This window comes from Bradyrhizobium sp. CCBAU 51627 (assembly GCF_028128765.1).
Classification (GTDB): Bacteria; Pseudomonadota; Alphaproteobacteria; order Rhizobiales; family Xanthobacteraceae; genus Bradyrhizobium.
In genome coordinates this window covers 49996-74281 of record NZ_LBJG01000025.1, presented here as the reverse complement: position 1 = coordinate 74281, position 24286 = coordinate 49996, and the positions used below count along the sequence as shown (strand labels likewise).

The 24286-nt window shown below is 64.9% G+C and carries 22 protein-coding genes; 7 read left to right on the top strand and 15 right to left on the bottom strand.

Annotation, left to right across the window (positions count from 1 at the left end):
• Positions 1-280 precede the first annotated feature (280 nt).
• Entirely contained in the window at positions 281-1345 is a 1065-nt protein-coding gene (locus tag XH88_RS22450; protein WP_271670470.1) for a ketopantoate reductase family protein, read from the top strand.
• 34 nt (positions 1346-1379) lie between these two features.
• Here XH88_RS22450 and XH88_RS22445 read toward each other — a convergent pair whose 3' ends face one another.
• Positions 1380-2432 carry an Acg family FMN-binding oxidoreductase gene (locus tag XH88_RS22445; RefSeq protein WP_271670469.1) on the bottom strand — a complete coding sequence of 351 codons (1053 nt, stop codon included), beginning with the start codon at positions 2430-2432 and terminating at the stop codon, positions 1380-1382.
• Between the two features lie 267 nt (positions 2433-2699).
• On the opposite strand from XH88_RS22445, the gene XH88_RS22440 reads away from it, so the two are divergent.
• Positions 2700-4211: an ATP-binding protein gene (locus tag XH88_RS22440; RefSeq protein ID WP_271670468.1), complete on the top strand. Its 1512-nt coding sequence runs from the start codon at positions 2700-2702 to the stop codon at positions 4209-4211.
• Positions 4212-4216: 5 nt separating this feature from the next.
• Here XH88_RS22440 and XH88_RS22435 read toward each other — a convergent pair whose 3' ends face one another.
• The 10 genes from XH88_RS22435 to XH88_RS22390 form a co-directional block, all read right to left on the bottom strand.
• Positions 4217-5197, bottom strand: a complete 981-nt coding sequence (locus tag XH88_RS22435) for a HoxN/HupN/NixA family nickel/cobalt transporter (RefSeq protein WP_271670467.1) — start codon at positions 5195-5197, stop codon at positions 4217-4219.
• A 150-nt stretch (positions 5198-5347) separates the two neighbouring features.
• Positions 5348-6088 carry an ABC transporter ATP-binding protein gene (locus XH88_RS22430; RefSeq protein ID WP_271670466.1) on the bottom strand — a complete coding sequence of 247 codons (741 nt, stop codon included), beginning with the start codon at positions 6086-6088 and terminating at the stop codon, positions 5348-5350.
• Positions 6085-6933: an ABC transporter ATP-binding protein gene (locus XH88_RS22425; RefSeq protein ID WP_271670465.1), complete on the bottom strand. Its 849-nt coding sequence runs from the start codon at positions 6931-6933 to the stop codon at positions 6085-6087. The genes XH88_RS22430 and XH88_RS22425 overlap by 4 nt, the downstream gene beginning before the upstream one ends.
• Entirely contained in the window at positions 6933-8756 is a 1824-nt protein-coding gene (locus XH88_RS22420) for an ABC transporter permease (protein ID WP_271670464.1), read from the bottom strand. The genes XH88_RS22425 and XH88_RS22420 overlap by 1 nt, the downstream gene beginning before the upstream one ends.
• Before the next feature lie 54 nt (positions 8757-8810).
• Positions 8811-9965, bottom strand: a complete 1155-nt coding sequence (locus XH88_RS22415) for an ABC transporter substrate-binding protein (protein WP_271670463.1) — start codon at positions 9963-9965, stop codon at positions 8811-8813.
• Positions 9966-10025: 60 nt separating this feature from the next.
• Complete coding sequence (locus XH88_RS22410) at positions 10026-10604, bottom strand: alkylhydroperoxidase domain protein (protein WP_271670462.1); 579 nt, start codon at positions 10602-10604, stop codon at positions 10026-10028.
• A gap of 14 nt (positions 10605-10618) precedes the next feature.
• A complete protein-coding gene (locus XH88_RS22405; protein WP_271670461.1) occupies positions 10619-11221 on the bottom strand; it encodes a CMD domain protein in 603 nt (200 codons plus the stop codon).
• Between the two features lie 35 nt (positions 11222-11256).
• Positions 11257-12291 carry a putative FMN-dependent luciferase-like monooxygenase gene (locus tag XH88_RS22400; protein WP_271670460.1) on the bottom strand — a complete coding sequence of 345 codons (1035 nt, stop codon included), beginning with the start codon at positions 12289-12291 and terminating at the stop codon, positions 11257-11259.
• Between the two features lie 130 nt (positions 12292-12421).
• The gene (locus XH88_RS22395) at positions 12422-13204 is read right to left on the bottom strand and encodes a MetQ/NlpA family ABC transporter substrate-binding protein (RefSeq protein ID WP_271670459.1); all 783 of its coding nucleotides are present in this window, start codon (positions 13202-13204) and stop codon (positions 12422-12424) included.
• A gap of 176 nt (positions 13205-13380) precedes the next feature.
• Positions 13381-14823, bottom strand: coding sequence for an MATE family efflux transporter (locus XH88_RS22390; RefSeq protein ID WP_271670458.1), 1443 nt, complete (start codon positions 14821-14823; stop codon positions 13381-13383).
• Positions 14824-14976: 153 nt separating this feature from the next.
• Here XH88_RS22390 and XH88_RS22385 point away from each other — a divergent pair, with 153 nt between their 5' ends.
• Positions 14977-15552: a TetR/AcrR family transcriptional regulator gene (locus XH88_RS22385; RefSeq protein WP_271670457.1), complete on the top strand. Its 576-nt coding sequence runs from the start codon at positions 14977-14979 to the stop codon at positions 15550-15552.
• Positions 15553-15573: 21 nt separating this feature from the next.
• Here the strand turns inward: XH88_RS22385 and XH88_RS22380 are convergent, their stop codons facing one another.
• A complete protein-coding gene (locus XH88_RS22380; protein ID WP_271670456.1) occupies positions 15574-17895 on the bottom strand; it encodes a molybdopterin guanine dinucleotide-containing S/N-oxide reductase in 2322 nt (773 codons plus the stop codon).
• A gap of 283 nt (positions 17896-18178) precedes the next feature.
• Here XH88_RS22380 and XH88_RS22375 point away from each other — a divergent pair, with 283 nt between their 5' ends.
• The 4 genes from XH88_RS22375 (at position 18179) to XH88_RS22360 (ending at position 21383) form a co-directional block, all read left to right on the top strand.
• Positions 18179-19966, top strand: coding sequence for a peptide ABC transporter substrate-binding protein (locus tag XH88_RS22375; protein ID WP_271670455.1), 1788 nt, complete (start codon positions 18179-18181; stop codon positions 19964-19966).
• Positions 19967-20403: 437 nt separating this feature from the next.
• On the top strand, positions 20404-20664 hold the full coding sequence (locus XH88_RS22370) for a hypothetical protein (RefSeq protein ID WP_271670454.1): 261 nt from the start codon (positions 20404-20406) through the stop codon (positions 20662-20664).
• Positions 20665-20709: 45 nt separating this feature from the next.
• Entirely contained in the window at positions 20710-21090 is a 381-nt protein-coding gene (locus tag XH88_RS22365; RefSeq protein WP_271670453.1) for an ATP-binding protein, read from the top strand.
• Positions 21081-21383, top strand: a complete 303-nt coding sequence (locus tag XH88_RS22360) for a response regulator (RefSeq protein WP_271670452.1) — start codon at positions 21081-21083, stop codon at positions 21381-21383. Before XH88_RS22365 ends, XH88_RS22360 begins: the two co-directional genes overlap by 10 nt.
• Positions 21384-21847: 464 nt before the next feature.
• On the opposite strand, the gene XH88_RS22355 is transcribed toward XH88_RS22360, so the two are convergent.
• The 3 genes from XH88_RS22355 to fdh3B form a co-directional block, all read right to left on the bottom strand.
• Complete coding sequence (locus XH88_RS22355; RefSeq protein WP_442868462.1) at positions 21848-22015, bottom strand: DUF2934 domain-containing protein; 168 nt, start codon at positions 22013-22015, stop codon at positions 21848-21850.
• A 621-nt stretch (positions 22016-22636) separates the two neighbouring features.
• Positions 22637-23644, bottom strand: a complete 1008-nt coding sequence (locus XH88_RS22350; protein ID WP_271670450.1) for a formate dehydrogenase subunit gamma — start codon at positions 23642-23644, stop codon at positions 22637-22639.
• A gap of 44 nt (positions 23645-23688) precedes the next feature.
• Complete coding sequence (fdh3B, locus tag XH88_RS22345) at positions 23689-24285, bottom strand: formate dehydrogenase FDH3 subunit beta (RefSeq protein ID WP_271670449.1); 597 nt, start codon at positions 24283-24285, stop codon at positions 23689-23691.
• Between the last annotated feature and the right edge of the window lies 1 nt (position 24286).

Here is a 24286-nt window from a genome sequence, read left to right as displayed (position 1 = left end):
AAACGTGACGACGGACGATCGCCCCTCAAGGTCAAGCCGGGATGGGCGATACATACGATATTTCCGAATTTCGGTAAAGCGGAATATTTTTGCCGAGGCCGCTTGACACCTCATTACCGGTGTTTCGCCGTCTCGGCCCCGCCCGTTCGACGGAATACCGCTCCTCCTTGTATGCATTATCCCAGTTGCCATCTCGGGGCGGTTCGCTTTACATGTCCCCAACCCGCCCGCGGGGCATGGCCAGGGCGCAACAATCACAGACATTTGGAGGGGACGAGGCATGGCGCGTAACATATTGATTCTGGGAGCTTCCTACGGCTCCCTGCTGGGTACCAAGTTGCTGATGGCCGGACACAATGTGACCCTGGTCTGCCGCGCCAAGACAGCCGAGCTGATCAACCGCGACGGTACCGAGGTGCGCATCAAGCTGCGCGACGAAGCAGTGCACCGCGCGATCTTCTCGCGCGATCTGCCCGGCAAGCTTGACGCGGTGACGCCGCAGAATGTCGACGTATCCCGCTACGACATGGTCGGGCTGGCGATGCAGGAGCCGCAATACACCAACCACACCGTCCGCATGCTCATGGTCAAGATCGCCGCAGCGAAGCTGCCGTGCCTGTCGATCATGAACATGCCGCCGCTGCCGTACCTGAAGCGCATCCCGGCGCTCGCCGACATGGATCTGGAGGAGGCCTACACCAATGCGCAGGTCTGGGAGCGGTTCGAACCTGGTCTGGTGACGCTGTGCTCGCCCGATCCGCAGGCCTTCCGTCCGCCGGAGGAAGCGGCGAACGTGCTGCATGTCGGGCTGCCCACCAACTTCAAGGCCTCCGTTTTCGCCGACGAGAAGCACAACAAGGTGCTGCGCGAGTTGGAGGCCGACATCGACGCTGTCACGCTCGACAGCAAGGATGTGCCGGTCAAGCTGAAGGTGTTCGACTCCCTGTTCGTGCCGCTGGCGAAGTGGTCGATGCTGCTCACCGGCAATTATCGCTGCATCACGCCGCATGAGCCGCAGTCGATCCGCGATGCCGTGCACGGCGACCTCAAGCGCTCGCAGACGATCTACGACCATGTCGATGCGGTCGCCCGCCGCCTCGGCGCCGATCCCGCGGACCAGGTGCCGTTTGCGAAATACGCCAAAGCCGCCGAAAGCCTGCTGAAGCCGTCATCGGCGGCGCGGGCCGTGGCCGCCGGCGCGCCCTTCATCGAGCGCGTCGACCTCCTGGTGAAGCTGATCTCGCATCAGCTCGGCGTGCCCAATGCCGAGATCGACCGCACGGTCGAGACCGTCGACCACAAGCTGAACGAGAAGATCGTGCAGGGCGGATCGGGCGCGCAGTGACGGCGGCCTCGGTGCGGCAGCGCCATTTCGCGCGTCATGCGATCACCTGAGCGGCGGGCCGGCGCAAGGACTTCGGCAGCTCCGGCCCGGTGCCGAAACGCACCACGAGATCGGGCAGGCGCGCGCCGAGATCGAGATAGGTCGCAAGCTGGCGGCGCAGGCGCGGCACCTCGACCGGCTGGTTGACGAAGGCATATTTCAATCCGAGCGCCGTCGCCCGCAAGGCGAAGCGCTGGCAGGCGCGCCCCACCTCGACCCAATGTGCCGCATCGTCACGCTCGGCGACGAATACCGCAAGGCCGGCAGAGCTTTCGATGCCGGCGCGGTATTTGTCGTTCTCGCCGCGTTCGGTGAACACGAAAGGCAGCAGCCGCTGCGCCAGCCAGCGCGGCACGGCCGGATTGCCTGAAGCGCGCGAGAACAGGCCGTCCATGGTCGCGACCGCCTCGCTCTCGCTGAAACGCATCCAGGCCTTGAGCTCGTCCATGAACCTGGTGTCACGCATCTGCACCGTGTTGCCCTCAATCACGTAATCCGTGACCGCCGCCATCTGGCCGCGGTCGGTGACGAGAAGCATCGTAACGCCTTCCCCGGTGCCGGCCCGTTCGAGCTCGCGCAGCAGATCGGTCGCCACAGGCTTGCCGTCATAGACGGCGCGCGTCGACTGCCGGTGCGGGATCGCGGCCAGCAGCGGCGATTGCTCCACCGGAGCGCTTTCGAGATCTGCCACGACTGCATCGGCTTCGAACCGCAGCGTCGGCCGCAGTCCGAGAGCCAAGGCCGCATGTGTCAGGTTCTCGGCCGCACAGCCAAGACTGACGAAGACATGATGATCGTTCGGATCGACCGCGGGACAGCGACGCGAAAAGTCTGGCGCGATGGTGATGCTGCGCGGCCCCAGGGTGAAGCGCCAGGGCTGGGTGTTGTGGCTGTTGGCGGCCAGCGTGGCGTACCGGACGATTTCACCAAAGCCGCCTTCGGCGCGCAGCGGCGCCCAGGTGGCGCGCACCGCCTCCGCGTACGTCATGGCCGCGGCCGCGTGCGCCTGCGGTGGCCGCATTGCGGCCGCGCAGGCAATTCCCGCCATGAAACGTCGCCGGTTGACCATGCAAGTCCACACCCTGTGCACTCAGCTAGCAGGCATCCAGCGTTGTGATGTTGATCTGTGTCATTCTGACTCATCGATGCATGTGGGCAACACGCAAGCGCCCAACCGGCGCGCACCTCTACGGTTTTCGAAGCCCGGCTGAAATCCGCCGTGGGCAACGGGGCGTGATTCGCCCCGTTTCGCTCGACGCATCCCGATCCGATTGATAAGCCCCTGTCCGCGAATGGCGGGATTTGAGTCGGGGACATGACGGTTGCGATCGAGATGGGGCTGACCACGGCGGGCGCCGCGGCGGCCATGGACCTCGAGGAGCTGCTGGCGACCCGGCTCCTGGTGCAAGGCAATTCCGGTTCCGGCAAGTCGCATCTGCTGCGGCGCCTGTTGGAGCAGAGCGCCCCCTGGGTGCAGCAGGCCATCATCGATCCCGAAGGCGATTTCGTCACGCTGGCCGAGCGCTTCGGCCATCTCGTGATCGATGCCGAGGATCACACCGAGCGCGGCCTGCAAGTCGCGGGCGAACGCGCCCGGCTGCATCGGGTCTCCACCGTGCTCAATCTCGAAGGGCTGGACGCCGAGAACCAGATGCGGCGCGCGGCCGCCTTCCTCGGTGGCATGTTCGACGTGGAGCGCGACCATTGGTACCCGATGCTGGTCGTGGTCGACGAGGCGCAGCTGTTTGCGCCGGCGGTCGCGGGCGAAGTGTCGGACGAGGCGCGAAAGCTTTCGCTCGGCGCCATGACCAATCTGATGTGCCGCGGCCGTAAGCGCGGGCTTGCCGGCATCATCGCGACGCAGCGCCTGGCCAAGCTCGCCAAGAACGTCGCGGCGGAAGCCTCGAATTTCCTGATGGGGCGCACCTTCCTCGACATCGACATGGCGCGCGCCGCCGATCTGCTCGGCATGGAGCGGCGGCAGGCGGAGGCCTTTCGCGATCTCGAACGCGGACAGTTCATGGCGCTGGGGCCCGCGCTGTCGCGTCGTCCGCTGCGCCTGAACATCGGCCCGACCGAAACCTCGCCGCGCAATTCGACGCCGCGGCTGATGCCGCTGCCCGAAGCCACACTTGAAGATGCCCGCGCGGTGATCCTGGCCGCACCGCCGGCCGATGCCAGCCGGCCGCAGCGCCGGCCGGCGCCCGACCTGCTCGAGCAGCTCCGCGCGGCGAAGGCGGCTGCGCCCGAGATCAGCCCCGAATTGGTCGAGGTCGCGGTCAGCGCCGAGGAGCTCGCGGAACGGCGTGATCGCGTGGATCGGACGTTGCGGGCCGTGCTGGCCGCGCCCGATGCCGGCTTCCGCGCCATCGGCGTGCTGTATCAGGAGTTCGTGGTCCGCTGCCGCATCGAGGGGCTTGGTGCCTCCGTGCCTGACTTGAGCGAATTCCGCCGCATGCTGACGCATGCGCGCGCCGGGCTCGGCACAGACATGGCCGAGGACGATTCCTGGCAGGAGGTGACGCTGCGCGCCTCGATCCTGCCCGATGACATGCAGGGCGTGTTCATGATGATCGCGCGCGCCGCCAAGGAAGGCTGGCCCTGCCCCGGCGATGCGGCCATCGCCCGCGCCTATGGCTCGCACTCGCTGCGCCGGGCCCAGCGCCTGCTCGGTTATATGGAGGAGCAGGGCCTGATCGTGGTCCAGCTCGACGGCGGCGGACGGCGGATCGTCACGCTGGTGGAATTGGCCTGGGCAACGGCGCCGGGCGATCCCAACGGCGACGATCAACCGGCCGAGCAGATGGCCAGCGTGACGTCTGTGTGACGCCGTCAAGCCGCCGCGAACATCCGGCGGTAGAGCAGGCTCGAGACGAGCCAGGCGATCACGAACAGCGCGATCACTGCGAAGCCGACATTGGCGAGCGACTCGTTCAGGCTATCGACCAGCGCCCACACGCCACCATTCAGTCCAAGCCGGTCGCTGATCAGGCCAAGTGCCTCGATGCCGCCGATCAAGAGCGCGACCGCGACGGACGCGCCTGTGATGGTGAGGTTGTACCAGAGCTTGCGCATGGGATCGACGAAGGCCCAGCGATAGGCGCTGACCATCAGCGCGGAGTCGGCGGTATCGACCAGCGCCATGCCGGAAGCGAACAGCGCCGGAAAGACCAGGATGTCCGCAAGCGAAGCGCCGCGCGCAGCTTCGCTGGCCGAAATGCTGAGCAGGCCGATCTCGGTCGCGGTGTCGAAACCGAGCCCAAACAGCAATCCGAGCGGGAACATGTGCCAGGGCTTGGTCACCAGGCGGAACATCGGGCCGAGCAGGCGCGCGAGAAATCCGCGATGGGCAAGCAGCGCATCTAAGCCGGCAGCGTCATCAACGCCCTGCTCGCGCGCCATGCGAAAGGTTCGCCACAGGCCGGCAAGGATGGTGAGGTTGATCGCCGCGATCGCCAGCAGGAACAGCGCTGACACCGAGGTGCCGATCAGGCTGCCGACATCCTTGAGCAGGCTGTCGCCGCCAAGGCTGACCACGCCAAGTGCGAGCAGCATGGTCGCGACCACGACCACGCTGGAATGGCCGAGCGCGAAATAGAGGCCGACGCTGCGCGGCGTATCGCCCGTCTGCATCAGCTTGCGCACGACATTGTCGATGGCAGCGATGTGGTCGGCATCGACCGCGTGGCGCAGGCCGAACACCCAGGCGAGCAGAGCGGACGCCATCACCGCGGGCCGGTCGCCGAACGCCGCGAAGGCCCAGACCCATGCGGCGACATTGGCGGCGATGAGCCCGCCGAACAGAAGCACCATTCCGGGCTCAACCGCCCCCACAGACCATCTCGTCACGTCACGCATTCCGCCGCACGCCCCATTGCGTCAACGGTATGATCTTTTCATGGGATGGTCATACTGACCAGTGCTATCGATGGCGGCCAGGACGGCCGTGGGCGCATGGCCGCCCTACGCCGCTTCGGAGCCGCCGAGATAGGCATCGCGCACGCGGGGATCGTCCTTCAGCGTCCGCGCTGCCCCTGACAGCACAATCCTGCCGGTCTGGAGCACATAGGCCTCGTGCGCGATCTCGAGCGCGAGGCTGGCGTTCTGCTCGACCATGAAGACCGAGACGCCTTCCTGGTTGATGGTGCGGATCAGCTCCAGCACGCGGTCGACATAAAGCGGCGACAGGCCCATGGTCGGCTCGTCCATCACGATCAGGCGCGGCCGGCTCATCAATGCGCGCGCCATCGCGACCATCTGCTGCTCGCCGCCGGACAAGGAGCCGGCGCGCTGCGACAGCCGCTGGCCGAGCTTCGGGAACAGCGTCAGCATCTTGTCGAGATCCTGCGCCACGGCACCGCGATCGTTGCGCACGAAAGCGCCCATCAGAATATTCTCGCGCACGCTCATGTCCGCGAACAGCCGCCGCGCCTCCGGCACCGAGGCGATGCCGCGGCGGACGATCTGCGGCGTGGTGAGGCCGATCAGCGAGGCGCCGTCGAACATCACCTCGCCCGAGCGCGGTTTGACGAGGCCCAAGATGATCTTCATCGTCGTCGACTTGCCGCTGGCGTTGCCACCGAGCAGGCAGACGATGTGGCCGCGGCCGACCGTGATGGAGAGGTCGAAATGGACCTGGGCCTGGCCATAGAATGTATTGACGTTGGACAACGCCAGCAGCGGTTCGGCTGCGCTCGTGCTCATGCCGCGCTCTCCTGCTCCGGCGTCCCTGATAGGCCATGGCCGAGATAGGCCTCGATCACCTTGGGATCGCCACGCACCGCCTCGCCCGGCCCTTCCGCGATCTTCTTGCCTTCGTCCATGACGATGACGCGGTCGGAGAGGCGCATCACCATCTCCAGCTTGTGCTCGATCAGGAGGATGGTCAGCCCTTCTGCTTTCAATTCGGCGACGAGCGTCTGCATCTCCGCAGTCTCGCTCGGGTTCATGCCGGCGGTGGGCTCGTCGAGCAGCAGCAGGCGCGGCTTCAGCGCCAGCGCACGGGCGATCTCGACGCGGCGGCGGTTGGCGTAAGACAGGCTGTAGGCGGGCTGGTCGATCCGCGGCAAGAGCCGCTCGCCAAAACGGGCAAGAATGGCTTTGATCTCCTCGCGCAGCCGCTCTTCCTCGTCCCTGACGCTTGAGGGACGCAGCAGCGCCAGGCCCAATTCGAGCAGAGGCCCGATGACAGGCACCGCTGGCTTCACCGCACGCAGCCTCGTGTGGGCACCGATTAGCACGTTGTCCATCACGCTGAGATTGCCGAAGACGCGACCGAGCTGGAACGTGCGCGCGATGCCTTGCGCGGCCAGCCGTTCAGGCGATAGGCCTGTGATGTCGTGTCCCTCGAAATTGACAGTGCCCGCATCCGGCCGGTCGAGCCCGGTGACGAGGTTGAACAGCGTCGTCTTGCCGGCGCCGTTCGGGCCGATGATGCTGACGAGGCCACCCTTGGCGAGATCGAGATCGATACCGTCGACAGCGGTGAGGCCGCCAAAGCGGCGCGTTAGGCCGCGCAAGGACAACAGCGGTGCGTGCGGCTGCCCCATCAGATCGTCCCCAGCAGGCCCTGCGGCCTGAACCGCACGAGCAGCAGCAGCACGATGCCGTAGATCAGGATGCGGTACTCCGCCGCGATCCGGAACATCTCGGGCAGGCCGACCAGCGCGACCGCGCCGACGATGGCGCCGACGACGTTGCCGAGACCGCCGAGGATCACGACCGTCAGCGCCAGGATGGACTGCTGCGTGTTGAAGGTCTCGTGGTTGATGTAGGAATAGAGATGCGCGGCGATGCCGCCGCTGATGCCGGCGGCGAAGCCACCGAAGATGAAAGCGAGCGACTTGTAGCGATTCAGGCTGAGGCCGTAGGCGCGCGCGGCGATGTCGTCGTCCCGGATGGCACGAAAGCTGCGGCCGAGATGCGAGCCCAGCAGGCGCGACTGCAGCAGCGCGAGCACGACCATCACGGCGTAAGCGAACCAGTACACCGACGCGGGGCTGATCAGGTCATAGCCGAACAGCGACAACGGCGGGATACCGGAGATGCCAATGGGCCCGCGCGTGACGCTTTCCCAGTTCAGAATCACCAGCGACACAATCTCGCCGATGGCGAGCGTGGCGATCGAGACATAGTGGCCGCGCAGGCGGAACGACGGCGAGATCAGGATCGTGCCGAGCGCAGCACTCATCAGGCCGCCGGCGACGATGGCAAGGCCGACGGGGATGTTCAACGTCAGCGACAACAGCGCAGACGTATAGGCGCCGATCGCGAGCAGCGCGGCATGGCCGAGCGACACCTGGCCGATGGTGCCGGCCACCAGCGTGAGGCTGAGCGCGAGCATGCCGAGCAGCCAGGCATTGATCAGGGTCTGGAGTATGTAGAACGACACCGGCAGCAGCGGCAGGATCGCAAATGCAGCAACCGCGACAGCAAGAGCCCAGCGCGGAATGCGCACGGGCCGGCTGGGCGCGATGAAGGTGCCGGTCAGCGGCTCGGGCGGTGCCTGGCGGGCGCTGGCGAACAGGCCGTTCGGCCGCAGCACCAGCACGACGACCAGCAGGAGGAAGGCGAAGAGATTGCGATAGCTGGTGCCGAACACGGCAACGCCGTAGCTTTCGACAAGGCCAAGCAGCAAGCTGCCGATGACAGCGCCCGGCACATTGCCGGCGCCGCCGACGACTTCGGCGACGACGCCCTTCAGCGTTGCCTGCAGGCTCATCGCGGTGTCGATCTGGTTGTAGTACATGCCGACCAGGAGGCCGGAGACGCCGCCGAGGGCGGCCGCAATGCCGAACACGGTCTGATTGACGCGGTTGACGTCGACGCCCATTTGCATCGCGGCGTCGCGGTCCTGCGAGGCGGCGCGCACCGCCCAGCCGAGCTTGGTATAGCGCAGGAACACGAACAGCAAGAGAGCGCTGGAGATGCCGACGCCGGCAATGAGCAGATCGAGCGGACCGATGGTGCCGCCGCCGATTTGGAAGCGGATATCCGGCAACTGGCTCGGCAGCGCGCGCGGATTGGGCGAGAAGGTCAGCATGACGAGCTGGTCGAGCACGAAGCTGATGCCGATCGTCGCCAGCAGCGGCGCGATGCGCACGGAGTTCTGCAGCGGCCGTAGGCCGAACCGCTCGATGATCAGCCCGACCAGCGCCGCCGCCACGGCCACGAAGATGATGGTGAGCGGCAGCGGCGTGTGCAGCTGCACCACCGCGACCCAGCCGATATAGGCGCCGACGAGATAGATCGAGCCCTGCGCAAAGTTGATCAGCCGGCTGACGCCGAAGATCAGCGCGAGCCCGACTGCAACGAGGGCGTAGACGTTACCGACGATCAGCCCGTTGATGGTGTAGTCGAGCCAGGAAGACACGCAGGGTTCCTAATGAAGGGAGAAAGGCCGGGGCGAAGGGCTCCGGCCAAGAGATCAGGTGGGCTTGCCGTCCCAAACCGCGAACTGGCCCTTGCGCACGACGAGCTCGGCATTCATCGCGCCGTTGATGCGACGGGTGGCGACGTTGAACGTCGCGCTGCCGAAGATCACGCTCGGGACGTCCTTCACCTTGGCGAAGGCATCGCGGATCGCCTTGCGATCGGTGCCGCCGATCCTGATCACGGCCGCAGCCATGTTCATGGCGTCATAGGAATAGGCGTTGAACGCGTCGGGCTCCTGCCCGTTATACTTGTTCTTGAAGCCGGCGATGAATTTCTGCACCTCGGGCCGCGGGTCCTCCGGGAAATAGCGCGTGCCGACATGGACGTCCTCGACGGCGTCGCCCCCGAGCTCCAGGAACTTCGGCGAATAGACCGAGCTTGCGGCGCAGATCACCTGCTTCAGCCCGATCTGGCGCGCCTGGCGCGCGATCAGCGCACCGTCCGAATAATAGGAGATCAGCACCAGGCCATCGGGATTGGCATCGCGCACGCGGACCAGCGTGGAGCGGAAGTCGCGCTCTTCGGCAATATAGCCTTCGGTGACGACGATCTCGGCGCCGTATTCCTTGGCCGCTTTGTTGAAGTAGTCGCGGCTGGTGCGGCCCCAATCGGTGTTGAGGTGCAGCACCGCAAGCCGCTTCAGGCCGAGGCGCTTCACCGCATAGCGCGCCAGCAGCGGCTGCTCGTCGGCCTGGCTCACGGACGTGCTCCACATGTAATCGCCGCCCTTGGTGAAATCAGGGTGCGAATTGGTGAAGCCGAACTGCACGAGGCCGCCGCGCTGGTAGATCGGCGAGGCCGCCATCGAAGCGGGGCTGGAGAAGTCGCCGAGCTCCATGACGATCTTGGGATCGGACACGAACTTCTGCGCGATCGCCACCGACTGGCGCGGGTCGCTCTGGCTGTCCTCGAATTGGTAGGCCAGCTTGCGGCCGTTGATGCCGCCGGCGGCATGGATCTCGTCGAGCGCGAGATCAAAGCCTTGCTTCCATTGCGTGCCATATTGCGCGTTCGGCCCCGTGAGCGGACCGCTGACGCCGAGCAGGATCGGATCAGTGTCAGCATAGGCGGCGCGCGAGAACGTCGCTGCTGCGATTGCGGCGCTCAGCGAGCCCTTGATCAGAGTTCGACGATTGATGTTGCTCATGTACGGCTCCATCCACTCAGGTGTTGAAACGAGCAGCAAGTCTTGTGCCGGTGAGATTGCCTATTTCGAAGGCTCGCCAAGCGAGAGCATCAGCCGGTTCGCCCAATTGAAGAACGAGGCGCCGTTGATGACGTCGACGATCTCGGCATCGTCGAGGCCCGCCTGGCGCAGCTCCGCGATGTTGTCGGGGCCGAAAGCGATCGGCGTCGCGGCCAGCGCCACCGATGCCTTGACCACGGCGTTCCAGCGCTCGCCGAGATCGGCGCCCACGCCTTCGTCGAGCAGCTTCTGCACATCCTCGTGGCGCTTGGAATAGGTGCTGGCGAAGCGCGCATGCACCGAGGCGCAATAGATGCAGCCATTGTAACGCGAGGTCGCAGCCGCCGCGAGCTCACGCTCGGCGCGCGGCAAGCCGTCGGCGACATTGTAGAAGATGTCCTTGTCGGTCTTGGTGCGGGCTTCCAGCACTTCAGGGTCGCGCACCAGCAGGCGGAAATATTCCGATTTGGCACGGGCGCGATCGACCAGGCCGGCAAAATGCCGCTCGGTCAGCTCGGCCTCCGGCAGAGGCTCGATCCAGGAGACCCAGCCGAGCTCATCCTGGGTGAAGACATTGGGCGGATTGACGGCGGCGCTCATGCTGCAGCCTCCTCTTATGCGTTGGCGGCGGCAAGCGTGCGGAGGCCGCTGACGACCCGCACCTGGAATGACAGGAACGCGACGAGCTGTGAGAACGTGACGATGCCCGTGGTCGACCAGCCGGCGGCAAGCAGCGCCTTCATGTCGCTCGATGCCGCATCGCGCGGCCGGAACACCAGGAGGTGTGCATGCTCGAGCGCCGCTGCGAGGCGGCTGCCCAGAACGGATTTGCTCGCCGCGCTCACGTGGAAAATCAAGCCGGCCGTATCCTCGACCGACAGCGGACCTCGAGGAAAGGAGCCGTAGGGCCCGGAGGTCCTGCCCCGCGCGATCTCGGCATCGATCGCTTCAAGCAGGGCCGCGCCACCGGCGGTCGTCGCAAGCTTGTCGCGATAGAAGGCGGCCACCGGGGATTCGCCATGCAAACCGGTCACGAAGGCGCCGACGGCGGCGCGTTCGAGCAGCGAGAACTCGCCGGCATCGATCGGCTCGAACAGGGATAAGTAGCTCTTCTGCGCATTTTCGCGCGCCTGCAGGCGCCGTGCGCGAATGGCGTCCAGCGCCGATCCCGGTTCGATGCCCGCAAGTTTGTCGATGATATCCGTCGGTGCCATCATTCAGCCTCGCGCAACGTCAGTCATATTCATCTCCACTAGCCCGCCAGCGCCACCTCGGGTGCGGTCCGGACCCAGCCCAGCGCCGGCGCGACCTTGTCGGCCACCAGCTCGATCGAGCGCAGCACATGGGGATGAGGCGCATCGACCGAATGAACCTGAAACACCAGATCGGTCACGCGCTCCAGCGTGGCATCCGTACGCAGCGAGGCAATCACCTCGTCGGCGCCGCCGACATGGGTGTCGAACGCCGAGATCATCTCCTCCAGCGTCTCGCCGGGGGGAAGGTGACCGCCTTTCATGAACTGCGGCAGGGCGCGACGCAGGCCGATGTCGGCCAACCGCAACGCCTCGTGATGATCGTCCGCGACGAATACGCTGCGCGAAGCCATGATCCGTGGTTCGGCCCCGGGCGGCAGCGCTGCGAGATAGGCGTCGATGATCGGGTTCTGGATCTCGGCAAGCGTGGCGTTTGGCGCCTCCTTGGCCCGCGGCTGGGTGCGCGAGAGCAACAGGCCATCGCCGGCCTTGCCGGCGCGCGCGCCGCCCGCCACCGAGAACGTCGCCTGCCAGATGCGCCTGTCCAGTTGCGGCCGCTGCGGATAGAGCGTGTCGCCACCGTCGAGCGGCTTGCCGGTCAGCGCCCTGCGCACCACGTCGAGATTGCGGGCGAATATCTCGTTGCGCTGGGCGCCGTCGAGGCCGAAGGCGGCAAACGCGGACGGGTTGCCGCCGGTGCCGACGCCGAGCTCGAACCGGCCATTGCAGAGCAGGTCGAGCACCGCGGCATCCTCCGCCACCCGCACCGGGTTCTCCAGCGGCAAGGTGACGATGCCGGTACCGAGGCGAATGCGCGAGGTCTGGGCGGCGACGTAGCCGAGGAAGGTGAAGGGCGATGGCAGTCCGCCCTCGCGCTCGTGAAAATGGTGCTGGGCGATCCATGCGGAATCGAGCCCTGCCTTCTCGGCACGCACGATCTGCTCGGCCGCGAAGCGATAGCGCTGTGCCGGCGGCGCTTCGTCGAGCAGGCGTGTGAAGAATCCCAGGCGTTTCAGGTTTGCAAAGCGTTTCATACGACCCCTGTCGGGCGAGGATGGCCACGGCCCGATGATGTCGGTTGCCGCGGCCCGAGACAAGCGGGCAATGCGCAAGGCTGCCCGCCGGGATCGGCTTCCTGTGCAGGACTTTGGTTAGGCAGGTTGCCTACCAGCTCGGCAACACCGCGCCCTTGAATTTGCTGAGGATGAATTCCTTCACCTCGGGCGTGTGATAGCTGTTGACCAGGATCTTGACCCAGGGCTTGTCCTTGTCGGCGCTGCGCACCGCGATCAGGTTGACATAGGGGCCCTTGGGGTCCTCGCGCAGGATCGGATCCTTGACCGGATCGAGGCCCGCCTGGGTTGCATAATTTGTGTTGATCGCGGCGGCGTCGACATCGTCGAGCGCGCGGGGCGCTTGCGCGGCATCGACCTCGACGAATTTCAGCTTCTTGGGATTCTCGGTGATGTCGAGCACCGTCGGCTTGAATCCGGTGCCATCTTTCAACTTGATCACGCCCTTGTCGCGCAAGAGCAGCAGCACGCGGCCGCCATTGGTGGGATCGTTGGGGATCGAGACCTTGCCGCCGTCGGGGATGTCGGCGAAGGCCTTGTGCTTCTTCGAATAGACACCGATCGGGAAATTCACGGTGAGGCCGACCGACTCGATCCTGTAGCCGCGATCGGCCTTCTGGTTGTCGAGATAAGGCTGGTTCTGGAACGAATTGGCCTGGATATCGCCGGCGTCGAGCGCGGCGTTCGGCACAACGTAATCGGAGAACTCGATGAGCTGGATGTCAAGGCCCTGCTTGGCCGCGACCGGCTTCACCGCCTCGAAGATCTGGGCATGCGGCCCTGGCGTCACGCCGATCTTGATGGTCTCGGCGGAGCTTGCTGCCGACCATGCGGCGAGCGCTGTTGCGAGGATCAGGGCGGGACGAAACGACATCGATGGTCTCCATAACACAGCAATAGCAACAGGAACCGTATTCGCTTCTCCGCCGGGCGAAATCAATGAAATGAAAATCCATATTGACCGCCTGCTGCGGGCAACGCTTCTCCATTCGCCATCAAACGGGAAACGAATGCAGATTGGGGCCGTAGCCAGCCGCGCGCAAGCCCTACCTAGGCGCGCGGCTCGGCGCGCCAGGTCGACGGGGACAGCATGATCAGCACGCAGATCACCGCATAGGCGGCAAGCGCCGCCGTGACCATGGCGGCAAGCCCGGCCATGCCCGCACCGAAATACGCCACCGCGATCCAGCCACCGCCGGCGGCGATCAGGATGCGTGCAACCGCGGACATCAGCGGGCCCATCGCCCGGCCCGTGCCCTGCGCTGCGAACGAGGTGACGAAACCAAAACCGAGCGCCGCATAGGCCGGCGCGACGATGCGCAAGTAAGTCATGCCCTCGCTCACGACATCAGCATCGTGGCTGAACAGATGAAGCCAGGCCGTCGGAAAGATCGCGACCAGCAGACCGATGGAGCCGGTCATGATCAGGCCGGCGGCGCCGCTGACCCAGCCGATCCGCTGCGCCCGCGCAGTCTGGCCCGCGCCCATGTTGACGCCGACCATGGTCAGCGTCGCCGTGCTGATGCCGAACAGCAGCGGGATCATGATGTAGTCGAGCCGCGAGGCGATGCCGTAGCCGGCGAGCGCCGAGGTGCCGAACAGGCCGACCGCGCCGGTGACGAGGATGACGGTGAGGTTGGTCAGCACGGCGTTGAAAGCGGTGGGAATGCCGACCTTCAGCATGTCGCCAAAGATCTTTGCGCGCAGCGGCACGATGTGGAGCCGCAAGCCGGATGCGCCCGAGGACATGTAGCGCAGCAGGAACAGCATCGCCGCGCCGTAATAGAGGCCGAAAGCAAGACCGGCGCCGGCAATGCCGAGGCTTGGGATGGGTCCGAAGCCGAAGATCAAGAGCGGCGAGGCCGGAATCGTCACGATCGCGCCGATCAACGTCACCAGCGCCGGGACCTTGACGTTGCCGGAACCGCGCAGCGCGGCCGCCTGGAGGTTGACGATCCAGGCCGGAATCGCGCCGGCGAAGAGATTGTTGGAATAGGTGATCGCGGCATCGAGCGCGCCTTCGCGACCGCCGAGCATGCGAAACAGTGCCGGGCCGCCGAGGCTGATGCCCAGCGTGAACACCGCACCCGCGATGATCGCAAGCACGATGGCATGGAACAGCGCCGCGTCGGCATCGCCCTTCCGGCCGGCGCCGACCGCACGCGCCACCGACGAGGCGACACCGGAGCCGAACCCGCCGTTCGACATCATCGCCATCAGCATGAAGATCGGGAAGACCAGTGCGGCGCCGGCCAGCGCATCGGTGCCGAGGAGGCCGACATAATAGGCTTCGGCGATGTTCACCGCGGTCTGCGCCACAAGGACGGTCACGGTCGGCGCCGCAAGCTTGAACAAGGTCGGCAGGATCGGGGCAGTCAACAGCGCGGCGCGGCGCTGGTCGGCGGCCGTCGCCATGGGGCGAGGCATGGTCGCGCCAGGCGCAGGCGCCTCCGTTGCGGACAGGGGCGGGGCGATAGCGTCCTCGACTGACATTCCTGCGATCCTGTCGTGTTCCCGGGCTGCGGCCGACCCCGCAGCTATTGCATTATGGTCATAATGCTCTATTATGAACGTAATGCAATAGTAGATCGCTCACGATCCCGTGGCCGCGCCTTCGAGGGCGACGTCAGGAGCGAGTGAGGGCCAATGCGCTACGACAAAGGACACAAGGACGAAACCCGCCGGCACATTCTCGATGTCGCCTCCACCCAGTTCCGCGAGAGCGGGATCGCCGCAGTCGGCCTCGCCGGCATCATGTCGGAGGCGGGCCTCACCAACGGCGCCTTCTACACGCACTTCGCCTCCAAGGAGGAACTGGTGCGCGAGGTGCTGACCGACGCGCTCACGCGGCGCGAGGAGCGGCACAGGGCCAATCTGGAAAGCGGCGTCGCGCTCGAAACCACGATCCGCGACTACCTTTCGACGCGACACCGCGACCACGCCGGCAAGGGCTGCCCGACCGCTGCGCTGGTGGCCGAGATCGCGCGGCATCCCAAGGCGACGCGCGATGCCTTTACCGGCAAGGTCGCTGACTTCATCACCCTGATGACCGAGCAGATCAGGCACGGCTCGGCGAAAGAGCGCCGGCGCAAGTCGATCGCGATCTATTCGACCATGGTCGGCGCACTGCAATTGGCGCGCGCGGTCAACGACAAGACATTGTCCGACGAGATCCTGGAGAATGCGGTGGAGGCGGCGGTGACGATCGCGAACGCGCGTTGATGCGATCGAGAGCCGAACCCGCTATACCGGATCAAATGCCCGGATCGGCGGCAGATTGCCGGTGAACTTCTCGACCTCCACCGTCGTCAGCTGGCCCGTACAGCCTTGCGCAAAGGACGAGGTGCCGATGTCGCGCGTGAGCACGTTCGGATTGCCGTGAACGCAGAGCGGTGCGTCGTCTTCCGGATCCATCGGGTCGTACCAGGCGCCGGTCGGCAGCTGCACGACGCCCGGCGCGATGTCGTCGGTGACATGGACGGCGGCCAGGCAGGCGCCGCGTTCGTTGAAGAGGCGGATGATGTCGCCATCGACGATGCCGCGTGCGTTCGCATCGCGCGGATTCATCCGCGCGACCTCGCGGCCGCGATGCTTGGCGCCAAGCGAATGCCCGCCGAAATCGAGCTGGCTGTGCAGCCGCGTCACCGGCTGGTTGGCGACGAGGAAATAGGGCGCACCGGGCGTCGGCATATCGCTCTTCTCGAGCCAGACCGGATGACCGGGACAATCCGCATCGCCATGACCGGCGATCTTCGCCGAGTAAATCTCGATGCGCCCGCTCGGCGTCGGCAGCGGATGCGCAACGGGATCCTCACGGAAGCTGCGTAAGCGGCCACCATCGTCGGGCTGCTGCGGCACGACCAGGCTGCCGCGTCGCCAGAACTCCTCGAAGCTCGGAGCTTCGAGGCCGCGCTTGGCGAGCGAGGCGCGAGTCGGCTCGTAGAGGTGCTCCAGCCATTGCCGCGAGGTGCGTCCCTCGGTGAACGGCTCGCGGGCACCGAGACGCTCGGCGAGATCGGCAAAGATTTCGTAATCGTCACGCGCAAGCCCAAATGGCTCCGCGATGCGGTGCATCGCGACCATGAGCGGATCGTTGCTGGAATAGCCGATGTCGTCGCGCTCCAGCGTCATGGTCGAGGGCAGCACGATGTCGGCGTGACGCGCGGTCGCGGTCCAGGCGAGATCATGCACGACCAGCGTGTCGACTTTCGCAAAGGCCTTGCGCAGTCGGTTGATGTCCTGGTGGTGATGGAATGGATTGCCGCCGGCCCAATAGACCAGGCGGATATCCGGATAGGTGCGCGTCTCGCCATTGTAGCGATAGGTGCTGCCGGGATTGAGCAGCATGTCGGCGATGCGCGCCACCGGAATGTAGTCCTTGACGCCGTTGCGGCCCTGCCCCAGCGTCGGTCCCGGCACGTCGTTGACGCGGCGGCCGTAATAGCCGATCGCGCCCAGCGAATAGGCGTAGCCGCCGCCGGGAAGGCCGATCTGGCCAAGGGCAGCCGCCAGCACCATGCCCATCCACACCGGCTGCTCGCCATGCTCGGCGCGCTGCAGCGAGTGCGAGACGGTGATGAGCGCGCGCTTGCCGACAAGGCGCCTCGCCAGGTTACGGATCGCATCAGCGTCGATACCGCAGATCGCAGCCGCCCATGCGGCGTCCTTGGCCTGCCCGTCGCTCTCACCGGTGAGATAGCGCAGAAACACCGGCCATCCCTCGGTGTAGCGATCGAGGAAGGCCTGATCGTGCAGGCGTTCGCTGACCAGCGTGTGGACCATGCCGAGCATCAGCGCTGTATCGGTGCCGGGGATGCAAGTCATCCATTCCGCGCCGGCCTCGATCGGAAGGTCTTCCCGCAGCGGGCTCATCAGGATGAACTCGCAGCCTCGCCGGCGCGCTGCCGCCATCGCGCCGCGCTCGACATGCTTGCTGATCGAGCCGCCGGCCACCATCGAGTTCTTCAGCGCCATGCCGCCGAACGCCAGCACGATCTCGGTCTCATCAGCGATCTGCTGCCAGGTGACGTTGCGCTTGGTGATGTCCTCATAGCCCGCCATGATCTGCGGCAGCAGCACCGAGGACGCGCCGGAGGAATAGGAATTCACCGAGCGGACATAGCCGCCCATCGCAATGTTGAGAAAGCGATGCACCTGGCTCTGCGCGTGATGGAAGCGGCCTGCGCTCGCCCAGCCGTAGGAGCCGCCGAACACGGCGCCGGGACCGCGCGCATCCCGGATACGCGCCAGCTCGTCGCCGAGCAGGTCCAGCGCCTTCTCCCAGCTGACGGAGACGAATTCGTCGCGGCCGCGCCTAACATCGGGACCGGGACCGCGCTCGAGCCAACCACGGCGGATCGCCGGCTGGGCAATGCGCGCCTGGTGGCGCAACGCACCGGGAAAATTGTCGATGATGCCGTTCGGATCGGGATCGCCCGCATAGGCCCTCACCTCCAGCCCGGCCTCGCCGTTGCGCGCTGAAAAGACGCCCCAATGCGAGGTGTGCGGCTTGAATCCGTCGGACAAATCCAGGCCGGGGTCGGGGAAGCCAATCGTATCGTCCATCGCGTGGCCCTTGTCGCAGGAGGCGCCGAGCAGGCAGCTCCGGTTGCAATCGTCGCAACACTATAATGAGGCCTTCGCGAGAAGGGCAATTGGTTACCAATGTCGGGAACTCCCTGACATAGCGGACTCGCGCTGGCCGCAGGGCCTGCAACCCCGTCGAACGCATGCGCAATCTCATTTCGTCGCGGGGATTCACGCCTTCGTCACCATTGCCGCCTCGCCCCCGATGAAACATGATGGGTTCAGCCGGTGATGACGTTTCTTCGAGAGGTGGGGTCATCTGATGGACGAACACGATCTCCGCGTACTGATCGACGGGGTGAAGCAAGGCACGCTGTCGCGGCGTTCCTTCATCCAGAGCTTGGCCGCGCTCGGGATTGCGGCGCCCATCGCGAGCCAGATCCTGCTCTGGAACGACGTGGCGATGGCCGACGCTACGCTCGCCTACAAACCGACCAAAGCTGGCGGCGGGGGTCCGCTCAGGATGCTGGTCTGGCAGGCTCCCACCCTGCTCAATCCGCATTTCGCGCTCGGCACCAAGGACCAGGTCGCCTCGCGCGTCTTCTTCGAGCCGCTTGCCGGCTGGGACAGGGAAGGCAACCTCATCCCCTGCCTTGCCGCCGAAGTCCCGACCAAGGCGAATGGCGGTCTCTCGGTCGACGGCAGCAGCGTGATCTGGAAGCTGAAGCAGGGCGTGAGGTGGCATGACGGCAAGCCCTTCACCGCCGACGACGTCGTCTTCACCTGGATCTATGCTGCCGATCTCGCGACGGCCGCCTACACCACGGGGTCCTATCAGAACATCACGGTCGAGAAAATCGACGACCACACCGTCAAGGTGATCTTCAAAGCGCCGACCCCGTTCTGGGCCGATCCCTTCGTCGGCGCGGTCGGCCAGATCCTGCCGAAACATCATTTCGGCGACTATGTCGGCGCGAAATCGCGCGACGCGCCGGGCAATCTGAAGCCGGTCGGCACTGGTCCCTACAAGTTCGTCGAGTTCAAGCCGGGCGATCTGGTTCGGGCCGAACGCAACCCCGACTATCACGTCAAGAACCAACCGTATTTCGACACGTTCGAGATCAAGGGCGGGGGCGATGCGGTCTCCGCGGCGCGTGCCGTATTGCAGACCGGCGAATACGACTATGCCTGGAACCTGCTGGTCGAGGACGAGATCCTCAAGCGCATGGAGGCCGGCGGCAAGGGCAAGGTGGAGTTCACGACCGCCGGGGGCGTCGAGTTCATCATCCTCAACACGACGGACCCATGGACTGAGGTCGACGGTGAACGCTCCAACGCGAAGACCAAGCACCCGACGCTGTCCGACCCGGCCGTGCGACGGGCGATCAACCTGCTGATCGACCGCGACGGAATCCAGAAATTCATCTACGGCCGTGCCGCCGTCGCAACGGCGAGCTTCGTCAACCAGCCCACGCAGTTCAAGTCGCGCAAGCTTGCTTACGAGTTCAACATCGACAAGGCGAACAAGATTCTCGACGAAGCCGGCTGGAAGATGGGCGCGGACGGCATCCGCGAGAAGGACGGCAAGAAGCTCAAATACGTCTTCCAGACCTCGACGAACGCCCCCCGGCAGAAGACGCAGGCCATCGTCAAGCAGGCCTGCCAGAAGGCCGGCATCGAGATCGAGCTCAAATCGGTCACCGCCTCGGTGTTCTTCTCGTCCGACGTCGGCAACCCCGACACCTATTCCAAATTCTATTGCGACATGGAGATGTACAACACGACGATGCCGCAGCCCGATCCGGAGCGGTTTCTGAACCAGTGCGTCTCCTGGGAGATCGCGAGCAAGGACAACAAATGGCTCGGCCGCAATGTCTCGCGCTGGTCGGATCCAGAGGCCGACAGGGCCTACAAGGCCGCACAGCAGGAGCTCGACCCGGTCAAGCGCGCCGCGCTGCTGATCAAGGTCAACGAGATCTTCTGCGAAGCCAACGTGTTCCTGCCGCTGTTGTCGCGCTACATCGTGGGGGGGTCTGTCAACAACCTCATGACCGACATCTCGGGGTGGGATGTCACGACTTGGAATCTGGGGAGCTGGTATCGGAGTTGACCAACCGCGCATGAGCACCGCGCGGAATTGGGCTGCGCTACTGCCTCTTGGATTTCGAGCGTGTGAAGCGCTAACTCAGGCTCGATCGGGAATGCTGAAGGGCCTCGGTGTCGATCGAGGCCCCTTTTTTCGTGCCCGGGCGCATCCCAGTAGCAATCGTTCGAAATGAAGCCCTACGACAACAGAGCCTGGTTCCTGGTGCTCCCCGCGCTGGTCATCATGATCTTTCGGCATCCTCCCTCTGGTCGCCGTCACCAATTACTCCTTCCAGGACCTGTTCAGCCTGAACAATCCCTACGGGTCGGCCTCGACTGGTACCGCAGCATCGTCACGCCGGAGCACTTCTACGCGAGCCTGGCGCGAAGCTTTCTATTCTCGGCCATCGTGCTCTCGATCCAGCTGCCGCGAGCCATGATCTGCGCCAGCCGCTCAACGCGATGGGACTCTATTTCGACCTGCTGGCACGGTCGCCCGGGCAGGACGATCGCAAGATCATCGAGCATCTGCAAGGCTGCGCTGCTAGCCTGCTTCGTCAATTCGATGCCATCATGGGCGTCTCGGCCACCGGCGCCGAGATCCAGGACGCGCGTGTCCGGCCCGTCGCCGTTCACGAGATCTTCTTGCGGGTTGCCTCGACGCTCCCCCTCGAGGCCCGACGCAAATCGCTGCGTCTGCGGGTCTTTCCCTCGGCGCTGTGATGCTCGGTCGATCCGGCGCTGCCGGAGCGCGCCCTGCTCAATCTGGTGAGCAACGCGATCAAATACACCCAGAAGGGCTCCGTTCTCCTCGGCGCGCGGCGCCGCGGCGACATGATCAGGATTCAGGTCATCGATACCGGCATCGGGATCGAGCGGAAGCATCTCAATTCGATCTTCGATGATTTCTTCCAGCTCGGAAATCCTGAACGCAACCGGGAGAAGGGCCTTGGCATTGGGCTCGCCATCGTGCGCCGCCTCTGCGAGGCCATGAGTTGGAAGATCGATGTGACCTCGGCGGTCGGACGCGGCACCACGTTCAGTCTGACGGTTCCACTGGCGGAGGCGGTTACGCTGGCCGCCGAGGTCCCACCATCTGTTGACGCGGAGTGTTCGTCGAACCTGTCCGATCAGCCGGCGTGCTCGTGATCGACGACGACGCCACGACGCGAGATTCGCTGCGACGCCTTCTGACCAGTTGGGGTTATGACTGTGCGGCGTTCGACGCCGGCGATCCCGCGCTTCGTTTCCTGGGCACCGACGGCGTGGGAAAACGCTGGATCGTCCTGCTCGACTATCGCCTCGCCGGCCGACGCTGCCGCGTCCACCCGCAAGCCCGGCTCGCAATCAAGACGGCTCGAGATCGCCCCTCAAGGATGAGCCGGGGATGGGCGATACATCCACGAATTTCGGTAAAGCGGAACATTGTTGGGGGGGATTGACGGGGGCGAGTGTTTCGCCGGATGGGGCACCGCGATCGACGGTCACGCCCCTTGCGACATGCCGCGCTCGACATGCCTCTGCGGTGTGTGCTTTGGGTCACAGCAGAATCGGACGCCGTTGCCTACAAGGGCCCGGCATGGCCGCAAACAAGGTAACGGCGGTACGCACGAGGCTGCGGAGGCGATTCTACAGCTACGGACTTTCGAAGCCGTTGGGGTGAAGACCCCGGCGGCTTTTTTGCGATCGGAAAGTACAATCCCTGACGAGCGCAGGCGGCCCGCTCCCCAATGCCAGATCGTGTCCGCTTCGACAATCACGGCCCTCGTTTCCGGATCCTCTGCCGTGTTGCAGGTGCACGGCATGCCTTCACCGCATCGGCAGCCGCCGGCCTTTTCAGTCCAGGCCCGCAGCGGATGCTGTTCGCAAACCCAGCCCAGACCGCCGCAGAAGGGACATGGCCTTTTCATAGCGTATCCGGCGTCCGCATCGTGTCCGACCTGTCCTCGTTGCGCAGCTCCTGCTCGGCCGCGTGCCAGAATTCGTCCTCGCGGCCTTCGGGCTTGCCGGCGCGCTCCCACAATTGGTGAGCGCGCTCTCTGATCTCCTGCTCGCTCGGCCCGGACAATTGCATCTCCTCATCGTGGAGCGCGGTCCCACCCTGGGGGGGCTGGGGGACTTGGAGGTGGGACCACGCGGGCCAGCCATCGGCGGCGATGCTGACCCGAGGATTCAAGCTATGATCGTGCGGAAAAGTTCCTAGGCGGCGGATGGCGGCAGGGGGATTCGACAGCGGCGCGCACGGTGCTACCGGCGTGATGAACCGCTCGGCGCCGCCCGTCCGCAGCGCAGGACGCATGAAGTGAAGCTTGATGGGCTTCTTGTGGCGGCGACCCAAGGTGGATGTTGTAGCGGGGGTCTGCTATCGCTTTTCCCCACACCCGACCAAGTTGCGATACCTCCTTCAAGACCAAGCGCACGATTGAACTGCATGTTTCGGCCCGACGTCGCGTCAGCCCTCATCCTCCAGCTTCGATCGGACGTCTCGCTCCGGCAAGCGGTCCGTTGCCGGAAATGCGATTTTCGGGCAACGCCGGCTCGGGGGCCTAGAGTCGCACCGCCGAGGTTGAAAAGGCCTGCGCCACAGGTTCCTGCACGCTGTTAAGAACGGCGGCACCGGCGGCGGCTACGAGGATGGCGGCCGCGCAGGACAGCAAGAAAGCTTTCATTGTGGTTTTCCATGAGAGATCACAGCCTACTCCGCTGCTGTTGTGGCTGGCTGAGGCCGCCCATCATTGACGCCAGCCCGGGCATTTTGTTCTTTCAGCCACAGGCTGTGGTGTTCCTCGGCCCAGTTCACGTCTACCGTGCCTGTGCCCATCGCCTCAAACGCGCCTTCCATTCCAATCGTGCCGATGTAGATATGCGCCAGCATCGCCGCCACGAACAGGACGGCAACAACGGAGTGGACCATCTGCGTAAGCTGCATCCCCTCAACACCAGACAAGTAGAAGGGGAACATCAGCTGATATCCGGTGGCCGCTACCAAGCCGCCGCCGATGACCACGATCCAATAGATTGTCTTCTGGCCCGCGTTGAACCGATAGGCCGGCGGATGGTCATGGCCGACCAGGCCGCCTCCTCGCCTCATCCAGTCGATATCCACCTTGTTCGGAATGTTGCCGGCGATCCACATCAGGAAAATCAATACCACGCCGATGGTGAACGGGAAGCTCAGATAGTTGTGGGCGTACTTCGCCCATTGCGACCATTCCGAAAATGTTTCCAGGCCGATCAGCGGTAGCAGCAGCGGACGGCCGAAGGTGATGTTCAAGCCCGAGATGGCGAGAATAATGAAACAGGTCGCGGTCATCCAGTGCACGAACCGCTCAAACGCGTTGAAGCGAACGATGGTCCGACCGGACCGACCGCTCTCCAGCTTCACAGAGCCGAAAATCAGATAGAACGCGACAAGAAGCACGAGCATGCCGAGGATCGCGATGCCGCCGATCCAATGCAGCGTGACGTTGCGGAATTCGCGCCAGTCGCGCCCCGCAGGTTGCTCGAGCACGCTTGAGCGCTGGTCGGGAATGCTGACACGACCCTGGATTCGATCGAGCTGTTGAAGCAGCTGCTGCTCCTTCACCGAACTGGCGGTCGGGTTGACCGAATTCTGAGCGGATGCAGGCGCTGCGGCCGCCAAGATGATCAGGAACGCCCACGCGCAGACAGCCAGGCGGAGTATTCGTGCGAGTGAGGCCATAGATATCCTCCCAATTTGACGCGGCCGCGGTCGATACTCTGCGTCTAGGACTCGATCGTCTCGTGATAGGCGGTCTTCCAGCCCCAGGCGCCTGAGCCGTAACCGCGCTTCATCACGCGCTCCTTGTAGATCTGGGCGATGATCTCACCATCGCCGGCCAGCAGCGATTTGGTCGAGCACATCTCCGCGCAGAGCGGCAGCTTGCCTTCCGCCAGACGGTTCGCGCCATATTTCTCGTACTCTTCCTTGCTGCCGTCAGCCTCGGGCCCGCCGGCGCAGAACGTGCATTTGTCCATCTTGCCGCGCGAGCCGAAATTGCCGAGTTGCGGATATTGCGGGGCGCCGAACGGACACGCGTAAAAGCAATAGCCGCAACCAATGCAAATGTCCTTGGAGTGCAGCACCACGCCATCGGCGGTCGTATAGAACGCGTTCACCGGGCAGACTGCCGCGCACGGCGCATCGGTGCAATGCATGCAGGCCATCGAGATCGAGCGCTCGCCAGGCTTGCCGTCGTTGAGCGTGACGACTCGGCGCCGGTTGATGCCCCATGGCACCTCGTGCTCGTTCTTGCACGCGGTTACGCAGGCGTTGCACTCGATGCAACGGTCGGCGTCGCAGAGAAATTTCATCCGAGCCATT

Bases quoted from the DNA above. Each gene is read 5' to 3' on its own strand.
- XH88_RS22435 (WP_271670467.1), bottom strand. From the start codon at position 5,197: ATGGTGCTTCTGTTCGGCGGGCTCATCGCCGCCAATGTCGCCGCATGG.
- XH88_RS22410 (WP_271670462.1), bottom strand. From the start codon at position 10,604: ATGAGCGCCGCCGTCAATCCGCCCAATGTCTTCACCCAGGATGAGCTC.
- XH88_RS22355 (WP_442868462.1), bottom strand. From the start codon at position 22,015: ATGCAATTGTCCGGGCCGAGCGAGCAGGAGATCAGAGAGCGCGCTCAC.
- XH88_RS22370 (WP_271670454.1), top strand. From the start codon at position 20,404: ATGGGACTCTATTTCGACCTGCTGGCACGGTCGCCCGGGCAGGACGAT.
- XH88_RS22405 (WP_271670461.1), bottom strand. From the start codon at position 11,221: ATGATGGCACCGACGGATATCATCGACAAACTTGCGGGCATCGAACCG.
- XH88_RS22375 (WP_271670455.1), top strand. From the start codon at position 18,179: ATGGACGAACACGATCTCCGCGTACTGATCGACGGGGTGAAGCAAGGC.
- XH88_RS22445 (WP_271670469.1), bottom strand. From the start codon at position 2,432: ATGGCGGGAATTGCCTGCGCGGCCGCAATGCGGCCACCGCAGGCGCAC.
- XH88_RS22350 (WP_271670450.1), bottom strand. From the start codon at position 23,644: ATGGCCTCACTCGCACGAATACTCCGCCTGGCTGTCTGCGCGTGGGCG.
- XH88_RS22425 (WP_271670465.1), bottom strand. From the start codon at position 6,933: ATGGGGCAGCCGCACGCACCGCTGTTGTCCTTGCGCGGCCTAACGCGC.
- XH88_RS22385 (WP_271670457.1), top strand. From the start codon at position 14,977: ATGCGCTACGACAAAGGACACAAGGACGAAACCCGCCGGCACATTCTC.
- XH88_RS22415 (WP_271670463.1), bottom strand. From the start codon at position 9,965: ATGAGCAACATCAATCGTCGAACTCTGATCAAGGGCTCGCTGAGCGCC.
- XH88_RS22430 (WP_271670466.1), bottom strand. From the start codon at position 6,088: ATGAGCACGAGCGCAGCCGAACCGCTGCTGGCGTTGTCCAACGTCAAT.
- XH88_RS22450 (WP_271670470.1), top strand. From the start codon at position 281: ATGGCGCGTAACATATTGATTCTGGGAGCTTCCTACGGCTCCCTGCTG.
- XH88_RS22400 (WP_271670460.1), bottom strand. From the start codon at position 12,291: ATGAAACGCTTTGCAAACCTGAAACGCCTGGGATTCTTCACACGCCTG.
- XH88_RS22390 (WP_271670458.1), bottom strand. From the start codon at position 14,823: ATGTCAGTCGAGGACGCTATCGCCCCGCCCCTGTCCGCAACGGAGGCG.
- fdh3B (WP_271670449.1), bottom strand. From the start codon at position 24,285: ATGGCTCGGATGAAATTTCTCTGCGACGCCGACCGTTGCATCGAGTGC.
- XH88_RS22380 (WP_271670456.1), bottom strand. From the start codon at position 17,895: ATGGACGATACGATTGGCTTCCCCGACCCCGGCCTGGATTTGTCCGAC.
- XH88_RS22440 (WP_271670468.1), top strand. From the start codon at position 2,700: ATGACGGTTGCGATCGAGATGGGGCTGACCACGGCGGGCGCCGCGGCG.
- XH88_RS22395 (WP_271670459.1), bottom strand. From the start codon at position 13,204: ATGTCGTTTCGTCCCGCCCTGATCCTCGCAACAGCGCTCGCCGCATGG.